Annotated in this window: 24 protein-coding genes; 12 read left to right on the top strand and 12 right to left on the bottom strand. The window is 57.5% G+C overall.

The window, feature by feature from the left end:
* Positions 1-60 precede the first annotated feature (60 nt).
* On the bottom strand, positions 61-723 hold the full coding sequence (gene can, locus ACJ69_RS13385) for a carbonate dehydratase (protein WP_008501947.1): 663 nt from the start codon (positions 721-723) through the stop codon (positions 61-63).
* A 107-nt stretch (positions 724-830) separates the two neighbouring features.
* Between can and ACJ69_RS13380 the strand changes: the two genes are divergently transcribed.
* The 4 genes from ACJ69_RS13380 (at position 831) to ACJ69_RS13365 (ending at position 4,379) form a co-directional block, all read left to right on the top strand.
* The gene (locus ACJ69_RS13380; RefSeq protein ID WP_003856300.1) at positions 831-1,757 is read left to right on the top strand and encodes an ABC transporter ATP-binding protein; all 927 of its coding nucleotides are present in this window, start codon (positions 831-833) and stop codon (positions 1,755-1,757) included.
* On the top strand, positions 1,754-2,524 hold the full coding sequence (locus tag ACJ69_RS13375) for an ABC transporter permease (protein WP_029741906.1): 771 nt from the start codon (positions 1,754-1,756) through the stop codon (positions 2,522-2,524). Before ACJ69_RS13380 ends, ACJ69_RS13375 begins: the two co-directional genes overlap by 4 nt.
* A 104-nt stretch (positions 2,525-2,628) precedes the next feature.
* Entirely contained in the window at positions 2,629-3,069 is a 441-nt protein-coding gene (locus ACJ69_RS13370; RefSeq protein ID WP_023310429.1) for a PTS sugar transporter subunit IIA, read from the top strand.
* Positions 3,070-3,131: 62 nt separating this feature from the next.
* Positions 3,132-4,379, top strand: a complete 1,248-nt coding sequence (locus tag ACJ69_RS13365) for a polysaccharide deacetylase family protein (RefSeq protein ID WP_038417646.1) — start codon at positions 3,132-3,134, stop codon at positions 4,377-4,379.
* Between the two features lie 3 nt (positions 4,380-4,382).
* Here the strand turns inward: ACJ69_RS13365 and panD are convergent, their stop codons facing one another.
* From panD to thpR, 9 genes are all read right to left on the bottom strand, one after another.
* On the bottom strand, positions 4,383-4,763 hold the full coding sequence (gene panD / locus ACJ69_RS13360) for an aspartate 1-decarboxylase (RefSeq protein WP_006810068.1): 381 nt from the start codon (positions 4,761-4,763) through the stop codon (positions 4,383-4,385).
* Positions 4,764-4,796: 33 nt separating this feature from the next.
* Positions 4,797-5,648 (bottom strand): pantoate--beta-alanine ligase, encoded by an 852-nt coding sequence (panC, locus tag ACJ69_RS13355; protein ID WP_023310431.1) that lies wholly within the window; start codon positions 5,646-5,648, stop codon positions 4,797-4,799.
* A gap of 11 nt (positions 5,649-5,659) precedes the next feature.
* Entirely contained in the window at positions 5,660-6,451 is a 792-nt protein-coding gene (gene panB, locus ACJ69_RS13350; RefSeq protein ID WP_023310432.1) for a 3-methyl-2-oxobutanoate hydroxymethyltransferase, read from the bottom strand.
* A gap of 123 nt (positions 6,452-6,574) precedes the next feature.
* Entirely contained in the window at positions 6,575-7,054 is a 480-nt protein-coding gene (gene folK, locus ACJ69_RS13345) for a 2-amino-4-hydroxy-6-hydroxymethyldihydropteridine diphosphokinase (protein WP_054829714.1), read from the bottom strand.
* On the bottom strand, positions 7,051-8,448 hold the full coding sequence (gene pcnB / locus ACJ69_RS13340) for a polynucleotide adenylyltransferase PcnB (RefSeq protein ID WP_071886572.1): 1,398 nt from the start codon (positions 8,446-8,448) through the stop codon (positions 7,051-7,053). Before pcnB ends, folK begins: the two co-directional genes overlap by 4 nt.
* Positions 8,449-8,490: 42 nt before the next feature.
* Positions 8,491-9,381: a tRNA glutamyl-Q(34) synthetase GluQRS gene (gene gluQRS, locus ACJ69_RS13335; RefSeq protein ID WP_032642510.1), complete on the bottom strand. Its 891-nt coding sequence runs from the start codon at positions 9,379-9,381 to the stop codon at positions 8,491-8,493.
* Between the two features lie 59 nt (positions 9,382-9,440).
* A complete protein-coding gene (gene dksA, locus ACJ69_RS13330) occupies positions 9,441-9,896 on the bottom strand; it encodes an RNA polymerase-binding protein DksA (protein ID WP_001155232.1) in 456 nt (151 codons plus the stop codon).
* Positions 9,897-10,072: 176 nt separating this feature from the next.
* Positions 10,073-10,777 (bottom strand): DNA/RNA nuclease SfsA, encoded by a 705-nt coding sequence (gene sfsA, locus ACJ69_RS13325; protein WP_059347170.1) that lies wholly within the window; start codon positions 10,775-10,777, stop codon positions 10,073-10,075.
* Positions 10,767-11,321 carry an RNA 2',3'-cyclic phosphodiesterase gene (thpR, locus tag ACJ69_RS13320; protein WP_059347169.1) on the bottom strand — a complete coding sequence of 185 codons (555 nt, stop codon included), beginning with the start codon at positions 11,319-11,321 and terminating at the stop codon, positions 10,767-10,769. The genes sfsA and thpR overlap by 11 nt, the downstream gene beginning before the upstream one ends.
* 73 nt (positions 11,322-11,394) lie before the next feature.
* Between thpR and hrpB the strand changes: the two genes are divergently transcribed.
* From hrpB to fhuB, 6 genes are all read left to right on the top strand, one after another.
* Complete coding sequence (gene hrpB, locus ACJ69_RS13315) at positions 11,395-13,824, top strand: ATP-dependent helicase HrpB (protein WP_059347168.1); 2,430 nt, start codon at positions 11,395-11,397, stop codon at positions 13,822-13,824.
* A gap of 192 nt (positions 13,825-14,016) precedes the next feature.
* Entirely contained in the window at positions 14,017-16,542 is a 2,526-nt protein-coding gene (gene mrcB / locus ACJ69_RS13310) for a bifunctional glycosyl transferase/transpeptidase (RefSeq protein ID WP_029741214.1), read from the top strand.
* Between the two features lie 235 nt (positions 16,543-16,777).
* The gene (gene fhuA / locus ACJ69_RS13305; protein ID WP_059347167.1) at positions 16,778-19,027 is read left to right on the top strand and encodes a ferrichrome porin FhuA; all 2,250 of its coding nucleotides are present in this window, start codon (positions 16,778-16,780) and stop codon (positions 19,025-19,027) included.
* A 49-nt stretch (positions 19,028-19,076) separates the two neighbouring features.
* Positions 19,077-19,874, top strand: coding sequence for a Fe3+-hydroxamate ABC transporter ATP-binding protein FhuC (fhuC, locus tag ACJ69_RS13300; protein ID WP_059347166.1), 798 nt, complete (start codon positions 19,077-19,079; stop codon positions 19,872-19,874).
* Positions 19,874-20,764, top strand: coding sequence for a Fe(3+)-hydroxamate ABC transporter substrate-binding protein FhuD (gene fhuD, locus ACJ69_RS13295; RefSeq protein ID WP_059347165.1), 891 nt, complete (start codon positions 19,874-19,876; stop codon positions 20,762-20,764). The genes fhuC and fhuD overlap by 1 nt, the downstream gene beginning before the upstream one ends.
* A complete protein-coding gene (gene fhuB, locus ACJ69_RS13290; RefSeq protein WP_059347164.1) occupies positions 20,761-22,743 on the top strand; it encodes a Fe(3+)-hydroxamate ABC transporter permease FhuB in 1,983 nt (660 codons plus the stop codon). Before fhuD ends, fhuB begins: the two co-directional genes overlap by 4 nt.
* A gap of 93 nt (positions 22,744-22,836) precedes the next feature.
* On the opposite strand, the gene hemL is transcribed toward fhuB, so the two are convergent.
* Positions 22,837-24,117, bottom strand: coding sequence for a glutamate-1-semialdehyde 2,1-aminomutase (gene hemL / locus ACJ69_RS13285; protein ID WP_059347163.1), 1,281 nt, complete (start codon positions 24,115-24,117; stop codon positions 22,837-22,839).
* 177 nt (positions 24,118-24,294) lie between these two features.
* On the opposite strand from hemL, the gene clcA reads away from it, so the two are divergent.
* Together clcA and erpA are read left to right on the top strand one after the other, a co-directional pair.
* Positions 24,295-25,695, top strand: coding sequence for a H(+)/Cl(-) exchange transporter ClcA (gene clcA, locus ACJ69_RS13280; protein ID WP_039260615.1), 1,401 nt, complete (start codon positions 24,295-24,297; stop codon positions 25,693-25,695).
* Positions 25,696-25,774: 79 nt separating this feature from the next.
* Positions 25,775-26,122, top strand: coding sequence for an iron-sulfur cluster insertion protein ErpA (gene erpA, locus ACJ69_RS13275; protein ID WP_023310446.1), 348 nt, complete (start codon positions 25,775-25,777; stop codon positions 26,120-26,122).
* A 71-nt stretch (positions 26,123-26,193) separates the two neighbouring features.
* Here erpA and ACJ69_RS13270 read toward each other — a convergent pair whose 3' ends face one another.
* Positions 26,194-26,817, bottom strand: coding sequence for a TRIC cation channel family protein (locus ACJ69_RS13270; RefSeq protein ID WP_023310447.1), 624 nt, complete (start codon positions 26,815-26,817; stop codon positions 26,194-26,196).
* Positions 26,818-26,838: the final 21 nt, after the last annotated feature.

Below are 26,838 nucleotides of genomic sequence, written 5' to 3'. Positions count from 1 at the left end.
GGCGGGCTGATGCCCTCGCCCCGGCCCTCTCCCACAGGGAGAGGGAGAACATCCCCGGCTTTATTTATGGTTCACATGCTTAAGCTGAAGGTTGGCAATCCCCGAACGGTAGCGCTGCTCCAGCGTTTCGCGGTTGGTGGCGGTCACTTCCAGATTGCGCAGCAGGCCATCGTGAATACCGTACGCCCAGCCGTGGATAGAAACCTTCTGCCCGCGTTTCCACGCTGATTGCATGATCGTTGAGTGGCCCAGGTTATACACCTGCTCCATCACGTTGAGTTCGCATAGGGTATCCATGCGACGCTCCTGCGGCATTTCGCCCAGCAGTGAGCTATGTTTGAACCAGATATCGCGGATGTGCAGTAGCCAGTTATCAATGAGCCCCAGCTCCGTGTTTTCAACCGCCGCCTGCACGCCGCCGCAGCCATAATGGCCGCAAATGATGATGTGCTCGACTTGCAGAACGTCCACGGCATACTGAACAACAGAAAGACAGTTGAGATCGGTGTGAATCACGAGATTGGCGACATTGCGGTGAACAAACAGTTCGCCGGGTTCAAGGCCGGTCAGGCGCTCCGCCGGTACGCGGCTGTCGGAACATCCAATCCAGAGAAAGCGTGGGTTCTGCGCCTGCGCGAGTTTTCCAAAAAATCCGGGGTCTTCCTCCACCAGCATTTTTGACCATAGTGCATTGTTGCTGATGAGTGTATCTATGTTGTTCATGGAGGTTAGCGACCTGTAACCGAGTTATTGCGTTGCGCTACTATAGGGTAACCCGACTTTTAATGAAACCACACAACGTGTGTAAGAACTGAAGGTAAGTTAATTTCATGGCAATTGCACTGGAGCTTGAGCAGCTTAAAAAAACCTATCCGGGTGGCGTTCAGGCGCTACGCGGAATAGATCTTAAAGTAGAGGCCGGTGATTTTTACGCGCTTCTGGGGCCGAACGGGGCGGGGAAATCGACCACCATTGGGATTATCAGCTCGCTGGTCAATAAAACGTCCGGCCGGGTGAGCGTCTTTGGGTACGACCTGCAAAAAGATGTGGTGAACGCCAAACGCCAGCTGGGGCTGGTACCGCAGGAGTTCAACTTCAACCCGTTCGAGACGGTGCAGCAGATCGTGGTTAACCAGGCGGGCTATTACGGCGTTGAGCGTAAAGAGGCCCTGGAGCGTAGCGAAAAATACCTTAAGCAGCTCGATCTGTGGGAAAAGCGTAACGAACGCGCGCGCATGTTGTCCGGCGGGATGAAGCGCCGCCTGATGATCGCCCGTGCGCTGATGCACGAGCCAAAGCTGCTGATCCTCGATGAGCCGACTGCGGGTGTCGATATCGAACTTCGTCGTTCCATGTGGGGCTTCCTGAAAGATCTCAACGACAAAGGTACCACCATTATTCTGACCACCCACTACCTGGAAGAGGCTGAAATGCTGTGCCGCAACATCGGCATCATTCAGCACGGCGAGCTGGTGGAAAACACCTCGATGAAGAATCTGCTCTCCAAGCTGAAATCCGAAACCTTCATTCTCGATCTGGCGGCGAAAAGCGCGCTGCCAAAACTTGAAGGTTACAACTATCGTCTGGTGGATACCTCGACGCTGGAAGTGGAAGTGCTGCGCGAGCAGGGGATTAACAGCGTGTTCTCACAGCTGAGCGCGCAGGGGATTCAGGTCTTAAGTATGCGTAACAAAGCGAACCGACTGGAAGAGCTGTTTGTCTCTCTGGTACATGACAAACAAGGAGACAAGGCATGACGCATCTTTACTGGGTCGCGCTGAAAAGTATCTGGGCGAAAGAGATTAACCGCTTTATGCGTATCTGGGTGCAAACCCTGGTGCCGCCAGTTATCACGATGACGCTCTATTTCATTATCTTCGGTAACCTGATTGGTTCCCGAATTGGTGAGATGCACGGCTTTACCTATATGCAGTTTATCGTGCCGGGCCTGATCATGATGGCGGTGATCACTAATGCCTACGCCAACGTGGCGTCGTCATTCTTCAGCGCCAAGTTCCAGCGCAATATTGAAGAGCTGCTGGTCGCGCCGGTGCCGACGCACGTCATTATCGCGGGTTATGTCGGCGGCGGCGTGGCGCGCGGGCTGTGCGTGGGGATCCTGGTCACGGCGATTTCGCTGTTCTTTGTGCCGTTCCAGGTCCACTCGTGGCTCTTTGTCGCGCTGACGCTGCTCCTGACGGCGATCCTCTTCTCGCTGGCCGGTCTGCTGAACGCCGTGTTCGCCAAAACGTTTGACGACATCAGCCTGATCCCGACCTTCGTGCTGACGCCGCTGACCTATCTCGGCGGGGTGTTCTACTCCCTGACGCTGCTGCCACCGTTCTGGCAGGCGCTGTCGCACCTGAACCCGATTGTCTACATGATCAGCGGGTTCCGCTTTGGCTTCCTCGGCATCAGCGATGTGCCGCTGTTTACCACGGTGGCTGTGCTGGTGGTGTTTATCATCGCCTTCTACCTGCTCTGCTGGTCGCTTATCCAGCGCGGACGCGGGCTGCGCAGCTAATCTTTTGCCCGGTGACGTTCTGTTTGCCGGGCACTTTCTTTGACAGTTATCACCGTAAGCTAACCTTCACTCCGCTAAACTACTTGCCTGCTAAGGAGGGAGTTATGCTGGGATGGGTTATCACCTGCCACGATGAACAGGCGCAGGAAATGCTGGATAAGCTTGAAGCCAGATTTGGCCCGCTGGTGCAGTGCCGGGCGGTAAACTACTGGCGCGGGTTGAGCACCAACATGCTGAGCCGCATGATGTGCGATGCCCTGCATGAAACCGACACCGGCGATGGCGTGATTTTTCTTACCGATAAATCGGGCGCGGCGCCTTACCGCGCAGCCGCGTTGCTGAGCCATAAGCACGCGTGCTGTGAAGTGATCTCGGGTATTAACCTCTCCCTGCTGGCCTTAATGTATCCGCAGCGTGGATCCTTAAGCAGCGCTGAGTTTCGCCAGGCCATCGTGGCGCAGGGCGTTCCGGGCGTCAGCAGCTTGTGGCATCAGCAGCAAAAAAATCCTCCTTTCGTCCTGCTCCACGATTTGTATAAGAATTAAACGTTGGTATTGATGTCTCATTTGTTACAATAGCGGCAGTTTTCCGCACCGATTAAGACACCATGCTACCGCGCATTCTTTTCTTGCTATTGATGCTCATTTCCGGCGTCAGCTCAGCCAGTTTACTCAGTCAGCAAACGCTGCCTGCCCAGTACATGCAAACCACCGAAGACGCGGCGATCTGGGCGCAGGTGGGGAACAGCGTGATCAACGTCGGTAACGTGCGCGCCGGGCAGATCCTGGCCGTTGTGCCCGCGGCGGCGGACTACTACGAATTTCGCTTCGGTTTTGGCACGGGGTTTATCGACAAGGGGCACCTGGAGCCGGTTCAGGGGAAACAGCGCGTCGAGGACAGCCTCGGGGATCTCAATAAGCCCCTGAGCAATCAGAACCTCATTACCTGGAAAGACACGCCGGTGTATAACGCGCCGTCGAGCGGCAGCGCGCCTTTCGGCACGTTAAGCGCCAATCTGCGCTATCCGATACTGAATAAACTGAAAGACCGTCTGAATCAGACCTGGTTCCAGATCCGCATCGGCAATCGTCTGGCGTGGATCAGCAGCCTGGATGCGCAGGAAGATAATGGGCTTCCGATTCTGACCTACCATCATATTCTGCGTGATGAAGAGAACACCCGTTTTCGACATACGTCCACGACCACCAGCGTACGTGCGTTCAACAACCAGATGGCCTGGTTACGCGATCAGGGTTATACCACCCTGACGATGTACCAGCTTGAAGGGTACGTGCGTAACAAAATGAACCTGCCTGCAAAATCGGTGGTGATTACCTTTGACGACGGCCTGAAATCCGTCAGCCGCTATGCCTATCCTGTGCTGAAAGAGTACGGCTTCAAGGCTACCGCGTTTATTATCTCTTCCCGTATAAAAGGCCATCCGCAGAAGTGGGATCCAAAATCGCTGCAGTTTATGAGCGTGCAGGAGATTAAGGGGATTCAGGATGTGTTCGATATTCAGTCTCACACCCACTTCCTGCACCGCGTAGACGGGTATAAACACCCGATTTTACTGAGCCGCAGCTATCACGTGATTTTGTTTGATTTTGAACGCTCGCGTCGCGCGTTGGCGCAGTTTAATCCACGCGTGCTCTATCTTTCCTATCCGTTTGGCGGCTACGACAATAAAGCGATAAAGGCGGCGAATGATGCCGGTTTTCATCTGGCGGTGACGACGGTGAAAGGGAAGGTGAAGCCGGGGGATAATCCATTCTTACTGAAACGCCTGTACATCTTAAGAACGGATTCGCTGGAGACAATGTCGCGGCTGATCAGCAATCAGCCGCAGGGATAGTGCTTAAGCAACCTGAACCGGAATCGCCTTCGCGGTACGTTTCATGTCGTTGTCGCCTTCAAAGTAGGCAACTTTCGGCTGCCAGCGGCGTGCTTCTTCATCAGACATCATCACGAAGCTGGCAATAATCACTATATCGCCCACGTCCGCGCAGTGCGCTGCCGCGCCGTTAACGGAGATGATTTTAGACCCGCGCTCGGCGGCGATGGCGTAGGTTGAGAAACGTTTGCCGTTGTTAACGTTCCAGATATCAATCGCTTCGTTTTCAAGGATGCCCGCAGCATCAAGGAAATCCTGGTCGATGGCGCAGGAGCCTTCATAGTGCAGGTCGGCCTGGGTGACTTTCACACGGTGAAGCTTACCTTGCAGCATTTTGCGAATCATTACGTTTACCTTTCATCTTCCGGGTAGAGAAACCTACGCCAGTTCAACCACTTTGTTGTCGATTAGGCGGGCCTGACCAAGCCATGCCGCCACCAGAATCACCGCACGTTTGCTGGTCTGTGTAAGCTCCAGAAGCGTGTCGGCATCGCGAATTTGAATATCATCAGCGCGGAAGCCTTTATCGTTCAGCGCCTGTTCAGCCAGAGCAATAATCTCTTCGGCCGTTAACTCTTTCGCCAGCAGCTGTTCTGCCATGGTGTTCATGACCTTGCTTAAGCCCGGCGCGATTTTACGCTGGTCCGCGGTCAGGTAGCCATTTCGCGAGCTGAGCGCCAGACCGTCTTTCGCGCGTACAATCGGTACGCCGACAATCTCGATATCGTAACCCATGTCCGCAACCATCTTGCGGATCAGCGCCAGCTGCTGGAAATCTTTCTCACCGAAGCAGGCAACGTCCGGCTGCACCAGGTTGAACAGCTTGCTGACGATGGTCGATACGCCGCGGAAATGACCCGGGCGGCTTGCGCCTTCCAGCATGGTGGAAATGCCCGGTACGTCAACGTAAGTGGCCTCATCGGTACCCTGAGGATAGACATCCGCCGGTGCCGGAGAGAAGACAATATCCGCATGGCGTTTTTTGAGCTTCTCGCAATCTTCCTGCAGGGTGCGCGGATAGCGTGCCAGATCGTCGGCGCGGTCAAACTGCATTGGGTTAACGAAGATACTGACCACCACGATATCTGCACGGGCTCTTGCTTCGTCAACCAGCTTCATATGGCCGTCATGCAGGTTGCCCATGGTCGGGACCAGTGCGATACGTTTACCTTCCTGACGCGCGCGGCGGATATGCTGGCGCAGCAGCGGCAGGGTTTCAATGATTAGCACAACGAGACTCCTTAATGGAAACTGTGTTCTTCACCCGGGTAAACACCGGATTCAACGTCGGCAATATACTGCCTGACCGCAGCGCGCATGTCGCCCGCTTCGGTGAGGAAATTTTTGGCAAACTTCGGAATATGCCCGCCGGTGATGCCAAAGGCGTCGTGCATCACCAGAATCTGACCGTCGGTCACGTTGCCTGCACCGATACCAATCACCGGAATGGACAGGGCTTCAGTAATACGCTTCGCCAGCTCAACCGGCACGCACTCCAGCACCAGCAGCTGTGCACCTGCGGCTTCCAGCGCCAGAGCATCATCCAGCAGCGTCTGGGCTGCATCGCCGCGGCCCTGCACTTTATATCCACCAAAGATGTTGACGGACTGCGGCGTCAAGCCCAAATGGCCGCACACCGGCACGGCGCGCTCGGTGAGCATCTTCACCGTATCCACCAGCCAGGCGCCGCCTTCAATTTTGACCATGTTAGCGCCAGCACGCATGACCGCTGCCGCGTTTTCGAATGCCTGCTCCGGCGTGGCATAGGCCATAAACGGCAGATCGGAAAGCAGCAGGCAGGCTGGAGCTCCGCGGCGCACCGCACGCGTGTGGTAAGCGATATCCTCAACCGTGACCGGCAGGGTGGAATCATGTCCTTGTACCGTCATCCCTAACGAATCTCCGACCAGCATGACGTTGATACCCTCTTCGGCAAAGAGTTTGGCGAAGCTGTAGTCATACGCGGTGATGGTGGCGAAGCGTTTTTTTTCCTGTTTGCATTTCTGCAGTAAGGAGATGGTGGTTGGTTTCATACTGTTTCCTGATAGCCCAAAAGCGAATCTTTGCGCATTCTAACAGTAACATTCGGGGGAACAATGATTTTAGGTAGCCTGTTAGCCACAATTATTTTGAGGTTAATCGGCAGGGGAACCGGATCACCAGCGGGCGGGTCTTTCCGCGTTGAGGTTGTCCAGAATGGACTTGAGCGAGATGCCGTCCGGGAAGATGAGATCGGGGGCGACTTCAAACAGCGGCCAGAGCATAAACCCGCGATTTTTCATGTCGTAATGCGGAACGGTGAGACGTTCAGTGTTAATGGTCTCGTGCCCAAACAGCATAATGTCGAGGTCCAGCGTGCGCGGTCCCCAGCGTTCTTCTTTGCGTACGCGGCCCTGCTGCAGTTCGATGCGCTGGGTGTTATCCAGCAGCGTTTCGGCATTCAGAGCAGTTTCAAGCACCACGGCGGCGTTCAGATAATCAGGCTGATCCTGCGGACCCAGCGGCGGCGTGCGGTAGAAAGAGGAGACCGCCACGATCTTGCTTTGCGGGATCTCCCCCAGCGCCTGTACGGCAGCGTTAACCTGCTCCAGCGGAGAGGCTAAATTGCTGCCGATGGCGATATACGCGAGGGTCATGCTGTCCCTTCACGACGCGGCGCGCGTTTGCGCGGACGACGATGACGGCGACGCGGTTCCGGCTCTTCATCCAGCCCGGTGAGCATATCTTTTTGCTCCGGCGGGGCGGAAACCTGGAATTCGGCCCACCACTGCGCCAGGCGCTGCAGCTCCTGGTTGCGTTCAATTTCAGCACGCAGCGACAGCAGATCGAAGGCGGCGCGGAATTTTGGATGCTCCATCAGCTTCCAGGCGCGTTTGCCCTGACGACGGGACATGCGCAGCTGAAGCTGCCAGATATCGCGCACCAGCGTGGTAATACGTTTTGGAATAGCGAGCGTACGGCATCCTTCGTCCAGCACGTCGTTTGCGGCCAGCGCGAAGGCATCATAGTAGGCAAGCCCGCTCTCCTGGGTAATTCGCTGGGCCGTTTCCAGCAGCGGATACCAGAACATCGCCGCAAACAGGAACGCCGGATTGACGCGCATGTCGTTGCGAATACGGGTATCGGTATTTTTCAGCACCTGCGCAATCATCCGCTCCATTGGGCTGTCACCGCTTTCGGTGAAGTAGCGGGTAATGGTCGGGAACAGCGGCTGGAACAGGTTGTATTCGCGCAGCAGATTGTAGGTTTCAAAGCCGTGGCCAGCCTGCAGCAGCTTCAGCGCCTCTTCGAACAGGCGGGCAGGCGGCACGTCGTTAATCAGCGTAGCCAGACGCGGAATCGGCTCTGCCGTTTCCGGGCTGATGCGCATATCCAGCTTGGCGGCGAAACGCACGGCGCGCAGCATACGCACGGGATCTTCACGATAGCGCGTTTCCGGCGTGCCGATCAGACGGATCAGACCTTCTTTCAGGTCCTGCATGCCGCCGACGTAATCGCGCACGGTGAAATCTGCCACGCTGTAGTAAAGGCTGTTGATGGTGAAATCGCGGCGCTGGGCATCTTCTTCGATAGAGCCGAAGATATTATCGCGCAGCAGCATGCCGTTCTGGCCCTGCTGGGAAGTCGTGCGATCCGATACGCCCGCTTCGTGATGGCCGCGGAAAGTCGCCACTTCGATAATTTCCGGCCCAAACATGACGTGAGCCAGACGGAAACGGCGGCCAACGAGACGGCAGTTGCGGAATAATTTGCGCACCTGCTCAGGCGTGGCGCTGGTCGTCACGTCGAAATCTTTTGGTTTTTTGCCCAGCAGTAAATCACGTACTCCACCGCCCACGAGATAGGCCTCGTAGCCCGCTTTATTCAGACGATAGAGCACCTTGAGGGCATTTTCACTGATATCTTTGCGGGAAATAGTGTGCTGCTCACGCGGAATAACCGACATGTGTGGCTGTGCAATAGCATCGTTCGCCATGCTCTCTTCGCGGCTTAGCACTTTACGGCAAAAATTAGCGACTCGGGTAAAAATGGTACACCTCGTAGTGTGTTTTGTTATGAAAAAAGCGGCTAATCATAGCTCAGCGCAACGCATTTGAGAATGCTGGATTTTTGGCACTGCCGCGAGCGTCCAGTTGGCAACGGCCATTTTCAGCAGTTCGTCAATTCGCAGATCCTGCCATTCGTTGGTTACATTCTGGTTGAGAAATCGCAGCGCGTCGATCAAAACAGGACGCGGATCGCCGTCTGGCAGGGCCGGGGCGTGGTTCTGCTTTGACAATTTAAAGCCCTGCGCATTGACCGCCAGCGGCAGATGAATGTAGTCCGGTGCCGTCCAGCCAAACTGATGATAGAGCGATATTTGTCGCACGGTCGGTTCGACCAGATCCGCCCCGCGCACAATTTCCGTCACGCCCTGGAAACGATCGTCGACGACCACCGCCAGGTTATAGGCAAACAGGCCGTCACGGCGGTGAATAATAAAGTCCTCACGCGCCAGACGTTCATCGGCATGAATCTCACCGGAGAGGAGATCGGTAAAGCGCGTCACAGGGGAGCGCTGCTTTATACGTACGGCGGCATTTTCCGGGGGAAGATTAAGCGTGCGGCAGTGGCCGTCATAGACGCCACCCACGCTCTGGATACGCGCGCGGGTGCAGGTGCAGTTATAGGAAAGCCCCCGATCGCGAAGCCAGGCCAGACGTTCCCGATAAGCCTCGTGACGTTTTGACTGCCAGAGCACCTCGTCATCCCAGTGAAGACCGTAATGTTCCAGCTGACGCAGAATCGTCTCTGCAGCACCGGGAACTTCACGCGGAGGGTCAATATCTTCAATGCGTACGAGCCATTTTCCCAGGCGGGCGCGAGCCTGCAGGTAGCTGCCGAGCGCGGCAATTAATGAGCCGAAGTGTAATTCACCGGAAGGAGATGGCGCGAAGCGCCCAATATAGTGTGATTCAGACATATCAACAGTAACAAGGCGGGAGAGACTCCCGCCTTTGGAGTGTGTAAACAGCGCTGGTATTAACCGGCCATCTGTTTTTCGCGGATTTCGGCCAGCGTTTTACAGTCGATGCACAGATCGGCGGTTGGACGCGCTTCCAGGCGACGAATGCCAATTTCAACACCGCAGGATTCGCAGTAGCCAAAATCTTCGTCTTCGACTTTTTTCAGCGTTTTCTCGATCTTTTTGATCAGTTTGCGTTCGCGGTCACGGTTACGCAGTTCGAGGCTGAACTCTTCTTCCTGAGCGGCACGGTCTACCGGATCCGGGAAGTTAGCAGCTTCATCCTGCATATGAGTAACGGTGCGATCGACTTCATCCCTGAGTTGATTACGCCATGCTTCAAGAATACGCTTGAAGTGCGACAGCTGGGCTTCGTTCATATACTCTTCGCCCGGCTTCTCTTGATACGGCTCCACCCCAGCGATGGCGAGAATACTCAGGGACGATGTTTTACGGTTTTGCCCTTCTTGCATGTTGCTTCTCCTTAACACGCACTATCGATCCCCGTGTTGGGGGAAAAATCAGGTCGCTATAAATAGCAGATGCTTTTCCGTATGGCAATTATCTAAACGTAACACTTGACAAGCCTGTGAGGAAAAGCGTATTTGCGCACGCGGCCAGAACACTTATTCGTCAATCGTCTAATCCCTTATAAGACAATGGGAAGAGACGATCTCAGAGTCATATTATCGGCAGAAAGTTCCGCTTTATAAGCGAAAACCTCTACCCCCTGCTTTTGTGCCTCATTCAACAATTGCGCGTATTTAGGATCAATATGGCGGGCAGGGGAGAAACGTTCAATGGCTGAATGCAACACCGCAAACAGCAATACGGCGCGTTTGCCCGCCGCCGCAACACTCATTAGCTCTCGCAGATGCTTCTGGCCACGCAGCGTTACCGCATCCGGGAAGTAGCCATTTTCCTGTTCCGCTAACGTCACTGATTTTACTTCAATATAGCACTCGGGCCTGTCTTCCGCCTGTAACATGAAGTCAATTCTGCTGCCTTCATCGCCATATTTCACTTCACTTTTATGGGTGCCATATCCCACCAGTTCGGGAATGGCGCCAAGGGTCAGCGCTTCCTTAACCAGCTGATTTGCGCGCAGGGTGTTAACGCAAATAAATGCCCCGTTTTGGGTTTCGGTCATTTCCCAGGTATGGGCATATTTGCGTTTATTATTTTCTGATGTGGAATACCAGATTCTGTCACCTGGCGTCGCACACCCCGTCATGGCGCCGGTATTGGGGCAGTGCAGGGTGAGCTGAACCCCTTCGGGGGTGATCACGTCGGCGAGGAAGCGTTTGTAGCGTTGGATAAGCGTGGCGTGCTGCAGGGGAGGACTAAACTTCATCGGAATTCCTTTCGGTGTTGCCCAGCGTCCAGCGCTGTAGCGGCGTATAGCGGGTGCGTCCCTGTGCAAAGACGGATTCGTAAAGCGCAAATCCATTGACCGGAAAGGCCCAGTGAAAACCCGGCGGCGGGATGGCAACGGCCTGACCGGCATCGCGCAGCAGCGTGATATGTGGATGAAACGGCTGTGGGCTCTGATAACAGCCGCTGCGCGCCGCCTGCGCGCGCAGCATATTCGCCAGCTGTAACAATCCGCGCGGCGGCTGGCGCGTGCCCAGCCAGACCACGCGCGAACGCAGCCACTGACCCGCGTCGTCGAGGTGCAGCGTAAATTCCGGCTGGGCAATACGCCCGGCCATTACGGCTAACGCCCGCTGCTTTTCGGCGCTGACGTCGCCCAAAAAGGCCAGCGTCAGGTGCAGGTTGGCCGCCGCGACAGGGCGGCCCGCTTCCGGCGGAAAGCAATCGGCGCGCCAGCGGACAATTTGACGCTGTATCGCGGTGGGCAATTCAATGGCAAAAAACAGCCGTTTCGACTCAGGCATACGGAGGACTCGGTAATGATATGCGCCGATGCTACAATGTACGCCGATTAATGTTAACCCTCTGGAGCTGTTAGTGTCCTCATTGCCGGTCGCCGTCATTCTTCCTGAGCTTCTCGCTGCCTTACACCATGCCCCGCAGGTTTTGCTGAATGCCCCTACGGGCGCGGGGAAGTCCACCTGGCTGCCGCTGCAGATTCTGAAAGACGGAAACATCAGCGGGAAAATTATCCTGCTGGAGCCGCGCAGGCTGGCCGCGCGCAACGTGGCGCAGCGTCTGGCGGAACTGCTGAATGAAAAACCGGGCGAAACGGTAGGTTACAGGATGCGTGCCGAGACCTGCGTTGGCCCGACCACGCGTCTTGAAGTGGTCACCGAGGGTATTCTCACCCGCATGCTGCAAAACGATCCGGAGCTGACCGGCGTCGGGCTGGTGATCCTGGATGAATTTCACGAGCGCAGCCTGCAGGCGGATCTGGCCCTGGCGCTGTTGCTGGACGTGCAGCAGGGGCTGCGCGACGATCTCCGGCTGCTTATTATGTCGGCTACGCTGGACAACGAGCGGCTACGGCAGGCGTTACCCGATGCGCCGGTCATCAGCTCAGAGGGGCGGGCGTTTCCGGTTGAACGCCGCTATCAGCCGCTTCCCTCCCATCAGCGTTTTGACGAGGCCGTCGCCATTGCCACGGCTGAGCTGCTGCGCCAGGAAGCCGGTTCCCTGCTGCTGTTTTTGCCGGGCGTGGGCGAAATCCAGCGCGTGCAGGAGCAGCTTTCTACCCGCGTAGGCGGCGACGTGCTGCTTTGCCCACTCTACGGCGCGTTGTCGCTACAGGATCAGCGTAAAGCGATTCTTCCGGCACCGGCGGGGCAGCGCAAGGTGGTGCTGGCAACCAACATTGCTGAAACCAGTTTGACCATTGAAGGCATTCGCCTGGTGGTGGATAGCGCGCAGGAGAGGGTGGCAAGCTTTGACCCGCGTTCCGGGCTGACTAAACTCCTGACGCAGCGCATCAGCCAGGCGTCGATGGTGCAGCGCGCGGGCCGCGCGGGGCGTCTTGAGCCGGGCATATGCCTGCATTTGACCAGCGCGGAGCAGGCTGAACGCGCCGCACAGCAAAGCACGCCGGAAATTTTACAAAGCGATTTGTCTGGCCTGGTGATGGATCTGCTCCAGTGGGGCTGCCCGAACCCTGAACAGCTCACCTGGCTTAATCCTCCTCCTGTCGTAAACCTCACCGCTGCGCGCACGTTGCTGACGCAGCTTGGCGCGCTGGAAGGCGGGCGTCTGACGGCGCGCGGCCAGAAAATGGCGGCGCTGGGCAACGATCCGCGTCTGGCCGCGATGCTGGTGGCCGCGCAAGGGGATGATGAAATTGCCACGGCGGCAAAACTGGCGGCTATTCTTGAGGAGCCGCCTCGCGGTGGCAGCAGCGATCTGGGGCAGGCGTTTTCGCGCAGCCAGGGGAACTGGCAGCAGCGGGCGCAGCAGTTGTGCAAACGCCTGAATAGCCGGGGAGGTGCGCCTGACAGCGATAAGATTGCCTTCCTGCTGGCCCAGGCCTTCCCGGACAGGATCGCGCGTCGGCGCGGGCTGGACGGTCGCTACCAGCTGGCAAACGGCATGGGGGCGATGCTGGACAGCGATGATGCGCTGACGCGTCACGAATGGCTGATCGCCCCGCTGTTGCTGCAGGGCAGCCATTCTCCGGATGCGCGCATCCTGCAGGCGATTGCCGTAGAGATTGACGCCCTGACGCGTGCCTGTCCGCAGCTGCTTCAGCAATCTGATACCGTGGAATGGGATGACGCCCAGGGCACGCTGAAGGCCTTTCGTCGCAGCCAGGTTGGTAAGTTGACGTTAGGAACGAAGCCGCTGGCGAAGCCGTCGGAAGACGAGCTTCATCAGGCGATGCTGAACGGCATTCGGGAAAAAGGGCTGAGCGCCCTGAACTGGACGCCGGAAGCGGAGCAGTACCGCATTCGTCTGCACTGCGCCGCGAAGTGGCTACCGGACTATAGTTGGCCCGCGGTGGATGACGAGACGCTGCTCGCTACGCTTGAGCGCTGGCTACTGCCGCAAATGAGCGGCGTACACTCTCTGCGAGCCCTTAAGGCGCTTGATGTTAAGACCGCGTTACAGAATTTACTGGACTGGTCATTACGTCAACGTCTGGATAGTGAACTGCCAGGGCATTACACTGTGCCGACCGGAAGCCGGATTGCCATCCGTTATCATGAGGATAACCCGCCGGCGCTGGCGGTTCGGATGCAGGAGATGTTTGGTGAGGCCACCACGCCGTCCATTGCGGAAGGGCGCGTGCCGTTAGTGCTTGAGCTGCTGTCGCCTGCGCATCGTCCATTACAAATCACCCGAGATTTGGGGGCGTTCTGGGCGGGAAGCTACCGTGAAGTGCAGAAAGAGATGAAGGGGCGATATCCCAAACATGTCTGGCCGGACGATCCGGCGAATACGGCGCCGACGCGGCGAACGAAGAAGTATTCGTAAAAGGGGAGTGCGGCCTGAAAAGTGCGGCCTGATGCCCTCACCCCAGCCCTCTCCCACGGGGAGAGGGAGAAAACACTAAAGACTTTCCTGACAGGAAAGTCTTGCAGTTTATTTTGAGAGATTTCTTCTTTCACAGGCCTGTGAAAGAAAAGAAAATCTGGCCTTTGCGCCTGAAAGTTGCGGAGAAAAAGCATGGCGGGGAATGACCGCGAGCCAATAGGACGTAAGGGAAAACCAACGCGTCCGGCGAAAGAAAAGGTAAGCCGTCGTCGCCTCAGAGATGAGGACTATGACGATGACTATGAAGACGATTATGAGGATGAAGAACCGATGCCGCGTAATGGAAAAGGCAAAGGGCGTAAGCCTCGGGGCAAGCGCGGCTGGTTCTGGCTGCTGCTGAAGCTGTTTATTGTTTTTGTCGTGCTGATGGCGATTTACGGCGTGTATCTGGATCAGAAGATCCGCAGCCGTATCGACGGTAAAGTCTGGCAGCTACCTGCGGCAGTGTATGGCCGTATGGTGAACCTCGAGCCAGATATGTCCATCACGAAGAACGAGATGGTTAAACTGCTGGAAGCCACCCAGTATCGTCAGGTGTCAAAAATGACGCGGCCTGGCGAATTTACCGTGCAGTCCAACAGCATTGAGATGATCCGTCGCCCGTTTGATTTCCCGGACAGCAAAGAGGGGCAGGTGCGCGCGCGTCTGACCTTTGACGGCGATCGTCTGGACACCATCGAGAACATGGATAACAACCGTCAGTTCGGTTTCTTCCGTCTCGATCCGCGTCTGATCACCATGCTTTCGTCGGCAAACGGCGAGCAGCGCCTGTTCGTGGCGCGTAACGGCTTCCCGGATCTGCTGGTCGATACCCTGCTGGCAACCGAAGACCGTCACTTCTACGAGCATGATGGCATCAGCCTCTACTCGATTGGCCGTGCGGTGCTGGCTAACCTGACTGCCGGTCGTACCGTGCAGGGAGCGAGTACGCTGACCCAGCAGCTGGTGAAGAACCTGTTCCTCTCCAGCGAACGCTCTTACTGGCGTAAAGCGAACGAAGCCTACATGGCCGTGCTGATGGATGCGCGCTACAGCAAGGATCGTATCCTTGAGCTGTACATGAACGAGGTGTACCTCGGTCAGAGCGGCGATAACGAAATCCGCGGCTTCCCGCTGGCGAGCCTGTACTACTTTGGCCGTCCGGTAGAAGAGCTGAGCCTGGACCAGCAGGCGCTGCTGGTGGGCATGGTGAAAGGGGCGTCCATTTATAACCCGTGGCGTAACCCGAAACTGGCGCTGGAGCGTCGTAACCTCGTTCTGCGTCTGCTGCAACAGCAGCAGGTGATTGACCAGGAGCTGTACGACATGCTGAGCGCGCGTCCGCTCGGCGTTCAGCCGCGCGGCGGCGTGATTTCGCCTCAGCCTGCGTTTATGCAGCTGGTGCGTCAGGAGCTGCAAAGCAAGCTCGGTGATAAGGTCAAAGATCTCTCCGGCGTGAAGATCTTCACCACCTTTGACTCCGTGGCGCAGGATGCGGCCGAAAAAGCGGCGGTGGAAGGCATTCCGGCGCTGAAGAAACAGCGTAAGCTGAGCGATCTGGAAACCGCGATGGTGGTGGTTGACCGTAACACCGGCGAAGTTCGCGCCATGGTGGGCGGTGCCGAGCCGCAGTTTGCAGGCTACAACCGCGCTATGCAGGCGCGTCGCTCAATCGGCTCTCTGGCAAAACCGGCAACCTACCTCACTGCCCTGAGCCAGCCAAATCAGTATCGCCTGAATACCTGGATTGCGGATGCGCCGATCTCCCTGCGCCAGCCTAACGGCCAGGTCTGGTCACCGCAGAACGATGATAAACAGTTCAGCGGCCAGGTCATGCTGGTGGATGCGTTAACCCGTTCCATGAACGTGCCAACGGTGAACCTGGGCATGTCGCTGGGACTGCCGGCGATTGTCGATACCTGGCAAAAACTGGGCGTGTCGAAAGATCAGCTGCACCCGGTGCCGGCGATGATCCTCGGCGCGCTTAACCTGACGCCGATCGAAGTCGCCCAGGCATTCCAGACCATTGCCAGCGGGGGCAACCGCGCGCCGCTGTCTGCCCTGCGCTCAGTGATTGCCGAAGATGGTTCCGTGCTGTATCAGAGCTTCCCGCAGGCGGAGCGTGCCGTTCCTGCTCAGGCTGCCTATATGACGCTGTGGACGATGCAGCAGGTCGTGCAGCGCGGCACCGGGCGTCAGCTGGGCGCGAAGTATCCGGGTCTGCATCTTGCGGGTAAAACCGGGACCACCAACAACAACGTCGATACCTGGTTTGCCGGTATTGATGGCCGCGAAGTGGTGATCACCTGGGTAGGCCGCGACAACAACCAGCCGACCAAGCTGTACGGCGCGAGCGGGGCGATGTCGATTTACCAGCGCTATCTGGCGAATCAGTCTCCTGTGCCGCTGAATCTGGTCGCGCCGGAAGATATCGTCGATATGGGCGTGGACAGCTCCGGTAACTTCGTCTGCGGTGGCGGAATGCGTACGCTGCCTGTCTGGACCGCAAACCCGGACTCGCTGTGCCAGCAAAGCCAGCCAGAACAGCCAACGGGTAACCCGTTCGACCAGTCTTCTCAACCACAGCAGCCGCAGCAGCAACAGCCGCAGCAGCAGAATGAGAAGAAAGACAGCGACGGTGTCGCGGGCTGGATTAAAGACATGTTCGGCGGTAACTAACCTTTTAAAGCCCTCTTCCCTGGAAGGGGGCTTTTTTTACCCGTAAACCTCATTTCGTTAACCCTCGCTTTAACTCTGATTAACCCTTCGTTTTCTCTTGATGATTTCTTAAACCCTTAATTCTCATAGGGCCGCTTACTGCTTGCTATGCAACCAGCGTTTCGCATATTATTCTGGCGCTCATAATAATAATTCTCGTTTACGTTATCATTCACTTTCACATCAGAGATTCAACATGGCGCTTTCCAATACTGCTCAGCCAATGAACACGTCGCTGCGTAAGCTCGCGGTCGTCGTCGCCACAGCGGTTGCCGGCATGTCTGCTTATGCTCACGCGGCCGAAGCCCCGAAAAAAGAAGAAACCATTACGGTAACCGCAGCACCTGCGGCACAGGAAAGTGCCTGGGGTCCTGCTGCGACCATCGCCGCACGGCAATCCGCGACCGGGACCAAAACGGATACCCCGATTCAAAAGGTTCCACAGTCTATTTCTGTGGTCACGGCCGAAGAGATGGCGCTGCATCAGCCGCGTTCGGTGAAAGAAGCCCTGAGCTATACGCCGGGCGTTGCGGTAGGCACGCGCGGCGCGTCTAACACCTATGACTATTTGATCATTCGCGGCTTCGCGGCCGATGGCCAGACGCAGAATAACTACCTCGACGGCATGAAAATGCAGGGGAACTTCTATAACGACGCGGTGATTGATCCTTATATGCTGGAGCGCGCCGAGATCATGCGCGGTCCGGTTTCCGTTCTGTACGGCAAAAGCAGCCCGGGCGGTTTGCTGAACATGGTCAGTAAGCGCCCAACAACCGAGCCGCTGAAAGAGATCCAGTTCAAAGTCGGCACGGATAGCCTGTTCCAGACCGGGTTCGACTTTAGCGATGCGATCGACGACGACGGCGTTTACTCTTATCGCTTAACGGGCGTTGCGCGTTCTAATAACGCTCAGCAGGAGCGTGCTGAAGAGCAGCGTTACGCCATTGCGCCATCGTTCTCCTGGCGTCCGGATGACAAAACCACCTTCACGTTCCTCTCCTACTTCCAGAACGAGCCTGAAACGGGCTACTACGGCTGGCTGCCAAAAGAGGGAACGGTTGATCCGCTGCCGAACGGCGATCGTCTGCCGACGAACTTCAACGAAGGCGCGAAGAACAATACCTATTCCCGTAACCAGAAAATGGTGGGATACAGCTTCGACCACGAGTTCAACGATACCTTTACCGTGCGTCAGAACCTGCGCTTTGCCGAGAACAAAACCTCGCAAAACAGCGTATACGGTTATGGCGTTTGTACCGACCCGGCAAACAGCGGCAACAAACAGTGTGCCGCGTTAGCGCCATCGGACAAAGGCCATTATCTGGCGCGTAAATACGTTGTTGATAACGAAAAGCTGCAGAACTTTACCGTTGATACCCAGCTGCAGAGCAAATTCTCAACCGGCGAGGTGGACCACGTCCTGCTGACCGGCGTTGACTTTATGCGCATGCGGAATGACATCAACTCCTGGTTTGGTTACGACGACTCTGTTCCGCTGCTGGATCTCTACAATCCGGTGAACAGCGATTTTGATTTCAGCTCAAAAGATCCCGCGACCTCCGGCCCATATCAGATCCTCAACCGTCAGAAACAGACGGGGCTGTACGTTCAGGATCAGGCGCAGTGGGATAAAGTGCTGGTAACCCTGGGCGGCCGTTATGACTGGGCCGATCAGGAATCCTACAACCGCGTAACGAACACCACCTCCAAACGTGATGATACCCAGTTCACCTGGCGCGGTGGCGTTAACTATCTGTTTGATAACGGCGTAACTCCGTACTTTAGCTACAGCGAATCGTTTGAACCGGCTTCGCAGACCGATGCCCAGGGCAAACTGTTCTCGCCGTCTAAAGGCAAACAGTACGAAGCGGGCGTGAAATACGTGCCAAACGATCGTCCGATCGTCGTCACCGGCGCGTTGTACCAGCTGACCAAAACCAACAACCTGATGGCGGACCCGGCGGGCTCCTTCTTCTCGGTTCAGGGCGGTGAAATCCGCGCGCGTGGCGTAGAACTGGAAGCGAAAGCGGCCCTCTCTGCTAGCGTCAACCTGGTGGGTTCTTATACCTACACCGATGCGGAATACACCACGGATACCACCTACAAAGGCAACACGCCTGCTCAGGTGCCAAAACACATGGCATCGTTGTGGGGCGATTACACCCTGTTTGACGGTGCGCTGTCTGGTCTGACGCTGGGTACCGGCGTGCGTTACACGGGTTCAAGCTATGGCGATCCGGCGAACTCCTTCAAGGTGGGCAGCTACATCGTGGTTGATGCGCTGGTCAGATACGATCTGGCACGCGTTGGCATGGCTGGTTCAAACGTGGCGCTGCACGTGAACAACCTGTTCGATCGTGAGTACGTTGCCAGCTGCTTCAATACCTACGGCTGCTTCTGGGGTGCTGAACGTCAGGTTGTTGCCACCGCGACCTTCCGCTTCTAATCTCTCTTCGGGCACGGTTCGCCGTGCCCTTTTATTTAAGTTGGCTGATATGCAGGATATTCAAACGCAACCCGACACCACCTTTACGCTCAACCATCTCTCTTTTCGCGTACCCGGGCGCACGCTGCTGCATCCGCTCTCTCTGACGTTCCCTGCCGGTAAAGTGACGGGCCTGATTGGTCACAACGGCTCCGGTAAATCCACGCTGCTCAAGATGCTGGGGCGCCATCAGTCGCCTTCAGAAGGCGATATTCTGCTGGATGACCAACCGCTGGAGAGCTGGAGCAGTAAAGCCTTTGCCCGCAAGGTGGCCTATCTGCCGCAGCAGCTGCCGCAGGCGGAAGGGATGACGGTGCGTGAGCTGGTGGCGATTGGGCGTTATCCGTGGCACGGTGCGCTTGGGCGCTTTGGCGTCGCCGACAGAGAGAAGGTGGAAGAGGCGATTGCGCTGGTCGGGCTAAAACCGCTGGCGCACCGTCTGGTGGATAGCCTGTCCGGCGGCGAACGTCAGCGCGCGTGGATTGCGATGCTGGTGGCGCAGGACAGCCGCTGTCTGCTGCTGGATGAACCGACCTCTGCGCTGGATATCGCGCATCAGGTCGACGTCCTGGCGCTGGTGCATCGCCTGAGCCAGCAGCGTGGCCTGACGGTCATTGCGGTCCTGCACGATATCAACATGGCCGCGCGCTATTGTGACTACCTCGTCGCGCTGCGCGGGGGCGAGATGATTGCCCAGGGGACACCGGCAGAGCTGATGCGCAGCGAAACGCTGGAACATATTTACGGTATTCCGATGGGTATTCTGCCTCACCCGGCCGGGGCTGCACCGGTGAGCTTTGTCTACTGATGCTTAATAACACACGCATTAGCCGCCGTCGCCTGCTGACGGCGATGGCGCTCTCACCGCTGCTGTTCAAAATGAATACGGCGCGTGCTGCCGCCGTCGATCCGCACCGTATTGTGGCCCTGGAATGGCTGCCGGTCGAACTGATGATGGCGCTCGGCGTCACGCCCTATGGCGTGGCGGACATTCCTAACTATAACCTCTGGGTGAATGAGCCAAAGCTGCCGGACTCGGTAATCGACGTCGGCCTGCGAACGGAGCCAAACCTTGAGCTGCTCACCCAGATGAAACCCTCGTTCCTGTTCTGGTCCGCGGGCTACGGCCCGTCAGAGGAGACCCTGGCGCGCATTGCGCCGGGACGTGGATTCGCCTTCAGCGACGGTAAAAAACCGCTGGCTGTGGCGAAAAACTCGATTAACGAGATGGCGCATTTCCTCAACCGCGAAGCGGAGGCTAAAAGGCATCTCGACGAATTTGATGCCCTGATAGACTCCCTGAAGCCGCGCTTTGCTCACCGGGGCGATCGTCCACTGCTGATGGTGACGCTGCTGGATGCCCGCCATATGCTGGTCTTCGGTAAAAACTGTCTGTTCCAGGAGGTGCTGGACAGCTTCGGCATTCGCAATGCCTGGGAAGGAGAGATGACCTTCTGGGGCAGTACCGCCGTGGGTATCGATCGTCTGGCGGCGTTTCGCGATGTGGACGTGCTGTGTTTCGACCACGGTAACGAACGCGACATGCAAACCCTGATGGCGACCCCGCTCTGGCAGGCGATGCCGTTTGTGCGCGAGAGGCGCTTCCAGCGCGTCCCGGCGGTCTGGTTCTACGGTGCGACGCTGTCGGCCATGCATTTTGCCCGCGTGCTGGATAACGCCCTGGGAGGTAAAGCATGAGTACGCGTATCGCCCGCTTCCCGGCGCTGCTGCTATCCCTGCTTTTTCTGGTTGCGCTGGTATTAACCGGATTCAACCTCTCCACGGCCTTACCACGCGCGCAGTGGGGGGCCGCTCTGGCCTCGCCGGATATCGACAATATTCAGCAGATGCTGTTCCACTACAGCCTGCTGCCGCGTCTGGCGATCTCCCTTTTGGTAGGGGCCGGCTTAGGGCTGGTAGGCGTGCTGTTCCAGCAGGTTTTACGTAACCCGCTGGCAGAGCCAACCACGCTCGGCGTCGCGACCGGCGCGCAGCTTGGGATCACTATCACCACGCTGTGGGCGCTGCCGGGAGCGTTAACCTCGCAGTTTGCGGCACTCGCGGGAGCGTGCGTGGTGGGGGCGCTGGTCTTTGGCGTGGCCTGGGGCAAGCGCCTTTCTCCTGTGACGCTTATTCTGGCCGGGCTGGTGGTGAGCCTGTACTGCGGGGCGATTAACCAGCTGCTGGTGCTGTTCCATCACGATCGGCTGCAAAGCATGTTCCTGTGGAGTACCGGCACGCTCACCCAGACCGACTGGAGCGTTGTAGAACACCTCTGGCCGCAGCTGGCTGGCGGCGTCGTGCTGACGCTGCTGCTCCTGCGCCCCCTGACGCTCATGGGGCTGGATGATGGCGTGGCGCGTAACCTGGGGCTGGCGCTGTCGCTGGCTCGTCTGGCGGCGCTGACGCTGGCGATTGTATTGAGTGCCCTGCTGGTAAACGCAGTCGGCATCATCGGGTTTATCGGCCTGTTTGCGCCGCTGCTGGCGAAAATGCTCGGGGCGCGTCGCCTGCTGGCGCGTCTGATGCTGGCGCCGCTGATTGGGGCGCTGATCCTCTGGCTTTCCGATCAGCTTATTCTCTGGCTGGCGCAGGTCTGGAGGGAAGTCTCCACCGGCTCTGTGACCGCGCTTATCGGGGCGCCGCTGCTGCTGTGGCTGCTCCCGCGCCTGCGCAGCATGAGCGCACCGGCGATGGACGCGGGCGATAAAATCTACGCTGAACGTCAGTCGGTGCTGTGGTTTAGCCTTGCCGGTCTGGCGGTGCTGATTATCGCTTCGTTTGCGGCGCTCTCATTCGGACGCGATGCCGTGGGCTGGCACTGGGCGACGGGTGATTTACTCAATGAACTGGTGCAGTGGCGCTGGCCGCGTATCTTCGCTGCGCTGATCGCAGGGGTGATGCTGGCGGTGGCGGGGTGCATTATTCAGCGTCTGACCGGCAACCCGATGGCAAGCCCGGAAGTGCTGGGGATCAGCTCTGGCGCCGCCTTTGGCGTGGTGCTGATGCTATTCTTTGTGCCGGGGAATGCGTTTGGCTGGCTGATGCCTGCCGGCAGTATCGGCGCGGCAGTCACGCTGATGATTATCCTGATTGCCGCCGGTCGCGGCGGATTTTCGCCGCACCGCATGCTGCTGGCCGGGATGGCGCTCAGCACCGCATTTACCATGCTGCTGATGATGCTGCAGGCCAGCGGCGATCCGCGTATGGCGAAGATCCTGACCTGGATTTCCGGCTCAACCTACAACGCCACCGCCAGCCAGGTGGCCTGGTCCGGGATCGTGATGCTCGTGCTGCTGGCGATGGTGCCGCTGTGCCGCCGCTGGATGACCATTCTGCCGCTCGGCGGCGAAACCGCGCGTGCGGTGGGAATGGCGCTGACGCCAGCGCGCGTGGCCTTGCTGCTGTTGGCGGCGGGCCTGACGGCGACGGCAACCCTGACGATTGGACCGCTGAGTTTTGTCGGGCTAATGGCGCCGCACATTGCCAGAATGATGGGGTTCCGCCGGACGATGCCGCATATCGTGATGTCGGCCCTGACGGGCGGGGTGATGCTGGTGTTCGCGGACTGGTGCGGAAGAATGGTGCTGTTTCCGTATCAGATCCCGGCGGGTCTGCTGTCGACCTTTATCGGCGCGCCGTACTTTATTTATCTGTTGAGAAAGCAGAGCCGGTAATAAAAGTAAACGGCAATCTTTAGATTGCCGTTTTAGTGTTTGCTCCCTCTCCTCGTGGGAGAGGGTTGGGGTGAGGGCATCAAGCCGCACATCTTACAGCTTCGCAAACACCTTGCGCGCCGCGTCGATGGTGTTGTAGATATCTTCTTCGCTGTGCGCCACGGACATAAAGCCCGCTTCGAACGCGGACGGCGCGAGGTACACGCCTTCTTCCAGCATCAGGTGGAAGAAGCGCTTGAAGCGTTCAACGTCGCACTTCACCACGTCCTGATAGCAGGTCACGGTTTTCGCATCGGTGAAGAAAATCCCGAACATGCCGCCCACGTGGTTAACCACCAGAGGAATACCGGCCTCTTCTGCCGCTTCCAGCAGGCCGTTTGCCAGCTGCGTGGTCAGGTCGGTCAGGGTTTCGTGAATGCCTGGCTGAGCCACTTCGGTCAGGCAGGCAAAGCCCGCCGCCATGGCGATGGGGTTACCGGAGAGCGTGCCCGCCTGGTAAATCGGACCGGTTGGCGCCAGGGCTTCCATCACGTCCTTACGACCACCGAATGCGCCGACCGGCATGCCGCCACCGATGATTTTGCCGAGGCAGGTCAGGTCCGGCACGACGTCGTAGTAAGACTGGGCCCCCGCCAGCGCCACGCGGAAGCCGGTCATGACTTCATCTATGATCAGCAGCGCGCCGAACTCGTCGCACAGGGCGCGCAGGCCCGGCAGGAAGTCAGGCTGCGGTGGGATACAGTTCATGTTGCCGGCAACCGGCTCAACGATGATGCAGGCGATCTCCTGCGGATACTGCTCGAACGCCGCGCGAACGGTAGCAAGATCGTTGTAGGTGCAGGTCAGGGTGTGCTTCGCGAAATCCGCCGGTACGCCAGGCGAGTTTGGCTGACCGAGCGTCAGCGCGCCGGAACCGGCTTTCACCAGCAGGCAGTCCGCATGACCGTGGTAACAGCCTTCAAACTTGATGATTTTATCGCGACCGGTAAAACCGCGCGCCAGGCGGATGGCGCTCATAGTGGCTTCGGTACCGGAGTTCACCATACGCACCATGTCCATGGTAGGCACCAGTTCAGTCACCAGCTCCGCCATTTTCACTTCCATTTCGGTTGGCGCACCGAAGCTCAGGCCGCGCTGGGCGGCTTCAATTACCGCGTTACGAATCGCCGGATGGTTGTGCCCCAGCACCATCGGTCCCCAGGAACCCACATAATCGATATAGGCTTTGCCATCGACATCATACAGATACGCGCCGTCAGCACGTTCGATAAACAGCGGCGTACCGCCCACGCCGGTGAAGGCGCGCACAGGTGAGTTCACGCCACCCGGAATAAGCTCGCGGGCTGCACTGTAGAGGTTTTCAGACTTGCTCATGGCGTCGTTCCTGGTTCGAATAAAATGGTTAAGCCCACTATTCTATGTGATTCGGGGAAGGTTATGAAATTTTTAGCCGGGCAATGCTTTAAGATTTGTTAAGTAATTTTCAGGAGACGGTGGGGCCGTCTCTGGTAAAATCCTCGCGGCTTTTTGTGTGACAAATAAGAACAGGACATGAAATCAGATTCTCCGTCTTTTGAAGAACAACAATTTACGCGCGCCCAGCACCGAATCAGCATTCGGCGCCTGCTCAATCGCGATAAAACGCCGCTGGCGATCCTGCTGGCCGCTGCCGTGGTGGGCACTCTCGCGGGCCTGGTTGGCGTAGCGTTTGAAAAAGCGGTTAATGCCGTACTCAACTGGCGAGTGGGCACCGTGGCCGGTTTCGCCGACAGCGAATGGCTGGTCTGGGTGTGGGCATTCGGGCTGTCCGCGCTGTTTGCCATGGTGGGGTATTTTCTGGTGCGAAAATTCGCGCCGGAAGCGGGGGGATCGGGCATCCCGGAAATTGAAGGCGCGCTGGAGGAGCTGCGTCCGGTGCGCTGGTGGCGGGTGATTCCGGTTAAGTTCATCGGCGGCATGGGAACTCTGGGCGCGGGAATGGTGCTTGGACGGGAAGGACCCACGGTACAGCTGGGGGGGAACGTCGGCCGCATGGTGGGCGATCTGTTTCGGATGCGAAGTGCCGAAGCGCGCCATACGCTGCTGGCAACCGGCGCGGCGGCGGGGCTTTCCGCCGCGTTTAACGCGCCGCTGGCGGGCATTTTGTTCATTATCGAAGAGATGCGCGCGCAGTTCCGCTACAACCTGATCTCAATTAAAGCGGTATTCACCGGCGTCATTATGTCGAGCATCGTGTTTCGCATCTTTAATGGCGAGGGAGCGGTCATTGAGGTGGGTAAACTCACCAACGCGCCGGTCAACACCCTGTGGCTTTACCTGATCCTCGGCATGATTTTTGGCGTAGTGGGGCCGCTGTTTAACACCTTTATCCTGCGCGCTCAGGATATGTTCCAGCGCATTCACGGCGGGAACACCACGAAATGGGTGCTGATGGGCGGTCTGCTGGGCGGAATGTGTGGCGTACTCGGGTTTATCGAGCCGAATGCCGCAGGCGGCGGGTTCGGGCTGATTCCCATTGCGGCGGCGGGGAATTTCAGCGTGGGTCTGCTGCTCTTTATGTTTATCTCCCGGGTTATCACGACGGTACTGTGCTTCTCTTCCGGCGCGCCAGGGGGGATTTTTGCCCCGATGCTGGCGCTGGGTACGCTGCTCGGGACCGCATTTGGTATGGCGGCTGAAGTGGGCTTTCCCGCCTATCACCTTGAAGCCGGGACCTTTGCGGTGGCCGGAATGGGGGCGCTGCTGGCCGCGTCCCTGCGTGCGCCCTTGACCGGGATCGTGCTGGTGCTGGAGATGACGGACAATTACCAGCTCATTTTGCCAATGATCATTACCTGTCTCGGCGCGACACTATTAGCCCAGTTCCTGGGTGGAAAACCGCTATACTCCACCATCCTCGCGCGTACCCTGGCGAAACAAGAGGCTGAACGGGCCGCCACGCAGAATACTTGAATGAATTACCAGGGTATTAGATAATGAGACAAAGAATTGGGTGAATTTTACCCAATAGCAGTATTCATGGGAGCATAAGATGAGTGATGACGTAGTAGCTGTACCGCTCGAATTTACCGAAGCAGCAGCCAACAAAGTGAAAGTCCTGATTGCCGACGAAGACAATCCGGATCTGAAACTGCGTGTCTATATTACCGGTGGCGGCTGCAGCGGCTTCCAGTATGGTTTTACCTTTGACGATCAGGTTAACGATGGCGATATGACTATCGAGAAACAGGGCGTCGCGCTGGTGGTTGACCCGATGAGCCTGCAGTATCTGGTGGGTGGTTCGGTGGATTACACCGAGGGTCTGGAAGGTTCGCGCTTTGTGGTCACTAACCCGAATGCGACAAGCACCTGCGGGTGTGGATCTTCGTTCAGCATCTAAGAGAGTGCGGGCTGATACCTTCACCCCGGCAAAATGCTAAAAACGGTAACCTTGCGGTTACCGTTTTGCTTTTATCTGCCATTATCATCCAGCGCAAACGTCGGCAGCTTCAGGTGCCAGCGTATCGCCGCTAAACGTATCACCAGCGTCACGACCATCCCCAGCATCGCGGCATTTTCCAGCGGGAGGGCAAAGGTGTAGTACGCGGTAGCGTGAACAATCCCGCCCACAATGCAGGCCGTCGCGTAAATTTCAGTACGCAGGATCATCGGCACTTCACGCGCCAGAATGTCGCGTATGATCCCGCCGCCCACGCCGGTTAATACGCCCATGCAGATTGCTACCATCGGACCGGTACCCGCATTAAACGCCTTATTAACGCCGATACCGACAAACACGGCCAGACCGACGGCATCCAGCACCGGCAATATCCATTTAGGTAATCTGCGGGGCTGGCGAACCAGCACAATGGTTAACAGGCAGGTGACCATCGCGACCACCAGATCGGTAGGATCTTTCACCCAAAACACCGGCCCATTCGCCAGCGCCATATCGCGGATAGTCCCGCCGCCGACGGCGGTCACGACGCCCAGCACCAGCACGCCAAACGGATCCATGCGTAGTTTTCCAGCGAGCAGAACGCCGGAGATAGCAAAAACGGCTGTGCCAAGAATATCCAGCCAATAAACGAGCATCGTTAAATCCTCGAAAAGGGT

The organism is Enterobacter asburiae, assembly GCF_001521715.1.
Taxonomy (GTDB): Bacteria; Pseudomonadota; Gammaproteobacteria; order Enterobacterales; family Enterobacteriaceae; genus Enterobacter; species Enterobacter asburiae.
Note: the sequence above shows the minus strand (reverse complement) of the source record. Positions and strands in the feature narration are given on the sequence as shown.

Coding starts and splice junctions, on each gene's coding strand:
- ACJ69_RS13270 (WP_023310447.1), bottom strand. CDS start 26,817: ATGCTCGTTTATTGGCTGGATATTCTTGGCACAGCCGTTTTTGCTATC.
- erpA (WP_023310446.1), top strand. CDS start 25,775: ATGAGTGATGACGTAGTAGCTGTACCGCTCGAATTTACCGAAGCAGCA.
- ACJ69_RS13380 (WP_003856300.1), top strand. CDS start 831: ATGGCAATTGCACTGGAGCTTGAGCAGCTTAAAAAAACCTATCCGGGT.
- panD (WP_006810068.1), bottom strand. CDS start 4,763: ATGATTCGCAAAATGCTGCAAGGTAAGCTTCACCGTGTGAAAGTCACC.
- fhuB (WP_059347164.1), top strand. CDS start 20,761: ATGAGTACGCGTATCGCCCGCTTCCCGGCGCTGCTGCTATCCCTGCTT.
- folK (WP_054829714.1), bottom strand. CDS start 7,054: ATGACCCTCGCGTATATCGCCATCGGCAGCAATTTAGCCTCTCCGCTG.
- fhuC (WP_059347166.1), top strand. CDS start 19,077: ATGCAGGATATTCAAACGCAACCCGACACCACCTTTACGCTCAACCAT.
- hemL (WP_059347163.1), bottom strand. CDS start 24,117: ATGAGCAAGTCTGAAAACCTCTACAGTGCAGCCCGCGAGCTTATTCCG.
- can (WP_008501947.1), bottom strand. CDS start 723: ATGAACAACATAGATACACTCATCAGCAACAATGCACTATGGTCAAAA.
- ACJ69_RS13375 (WP_029741906.1), top strand. CDS start 1,754: ATGACGCATCTTTACTGGGTCGCGCTGAAAAGTATCTGGGCGAAAGAG.
- sfsA (WP_059347170.1), bottom strand. CDS start 10,777: ATGAAGTTTAGTCCTCCCCTGCAGCACGCCACGCTTATCCAACGCTAC.
- ACJ69_RS13365 (WP_038417646.1), top strand. CDS start 3,132: ATGCTACCGCGCATTCTTTTCTTGCTATTGATGCTCATTTCCGGCGTC.
- thpR (WP_059347169.1), bottom strand. CDS start 11,321: ATGCCTGAGTCGAAACGGCTGTTTTTTGCCATTGAATTGCCCACCGCG.
- clcA (WP_039260615.1), top strand. CDS start 24,295: ATGAAATCAGATTCTCCGTCTTTTGAAGAACAACAATTTACGCGCGCC.
- dksA (WP_001155232.1), bottom strand. CDS start 9,896: ATGCAAGAAGGGCAAAACCGTAAAACATCGTCCCTGAGTATTCTCGCC.
- mrcB (WP_029741214.1), top strand. CDS start 14,017: ATGGCGGGGAATGACCGCGAGCCAATAGGACGTAAGGGAAAACCAACG.
- fhuA (WP_059347167.1), top strand. CDS start 16,778: ATGGCGCTTTCCAATACTGCTCAGCCAATGAACACGTCGCTGCGTAAG.
- panB (WP_023310432.1), bottom strand. CDS start 6,451: ATGAAACCAACCACCATCTCCTTACTGCAGAAATGCAAACAGGAAAAA.
- fhuD (WP_059347165.1), top strand. CDS start 19,874: ATGCTTAATAACACACGCATTAGCCGCCGTCGCCTGCTGACGGCGATG.
- ACJ69_RS13370 (WP_023310429.1), top strand. CDS start 2,629: ATGCTGGGATGGGTTATCACCTGCCACGATGAACAGGCGCAGGAAATG.
- gluQRS (WP_032642510.1), bottom strand. CDS start 9,381: ATGTCTGAATCACACTATATTGGGCGCTTCGCGCCATCTCCTTCCGGT.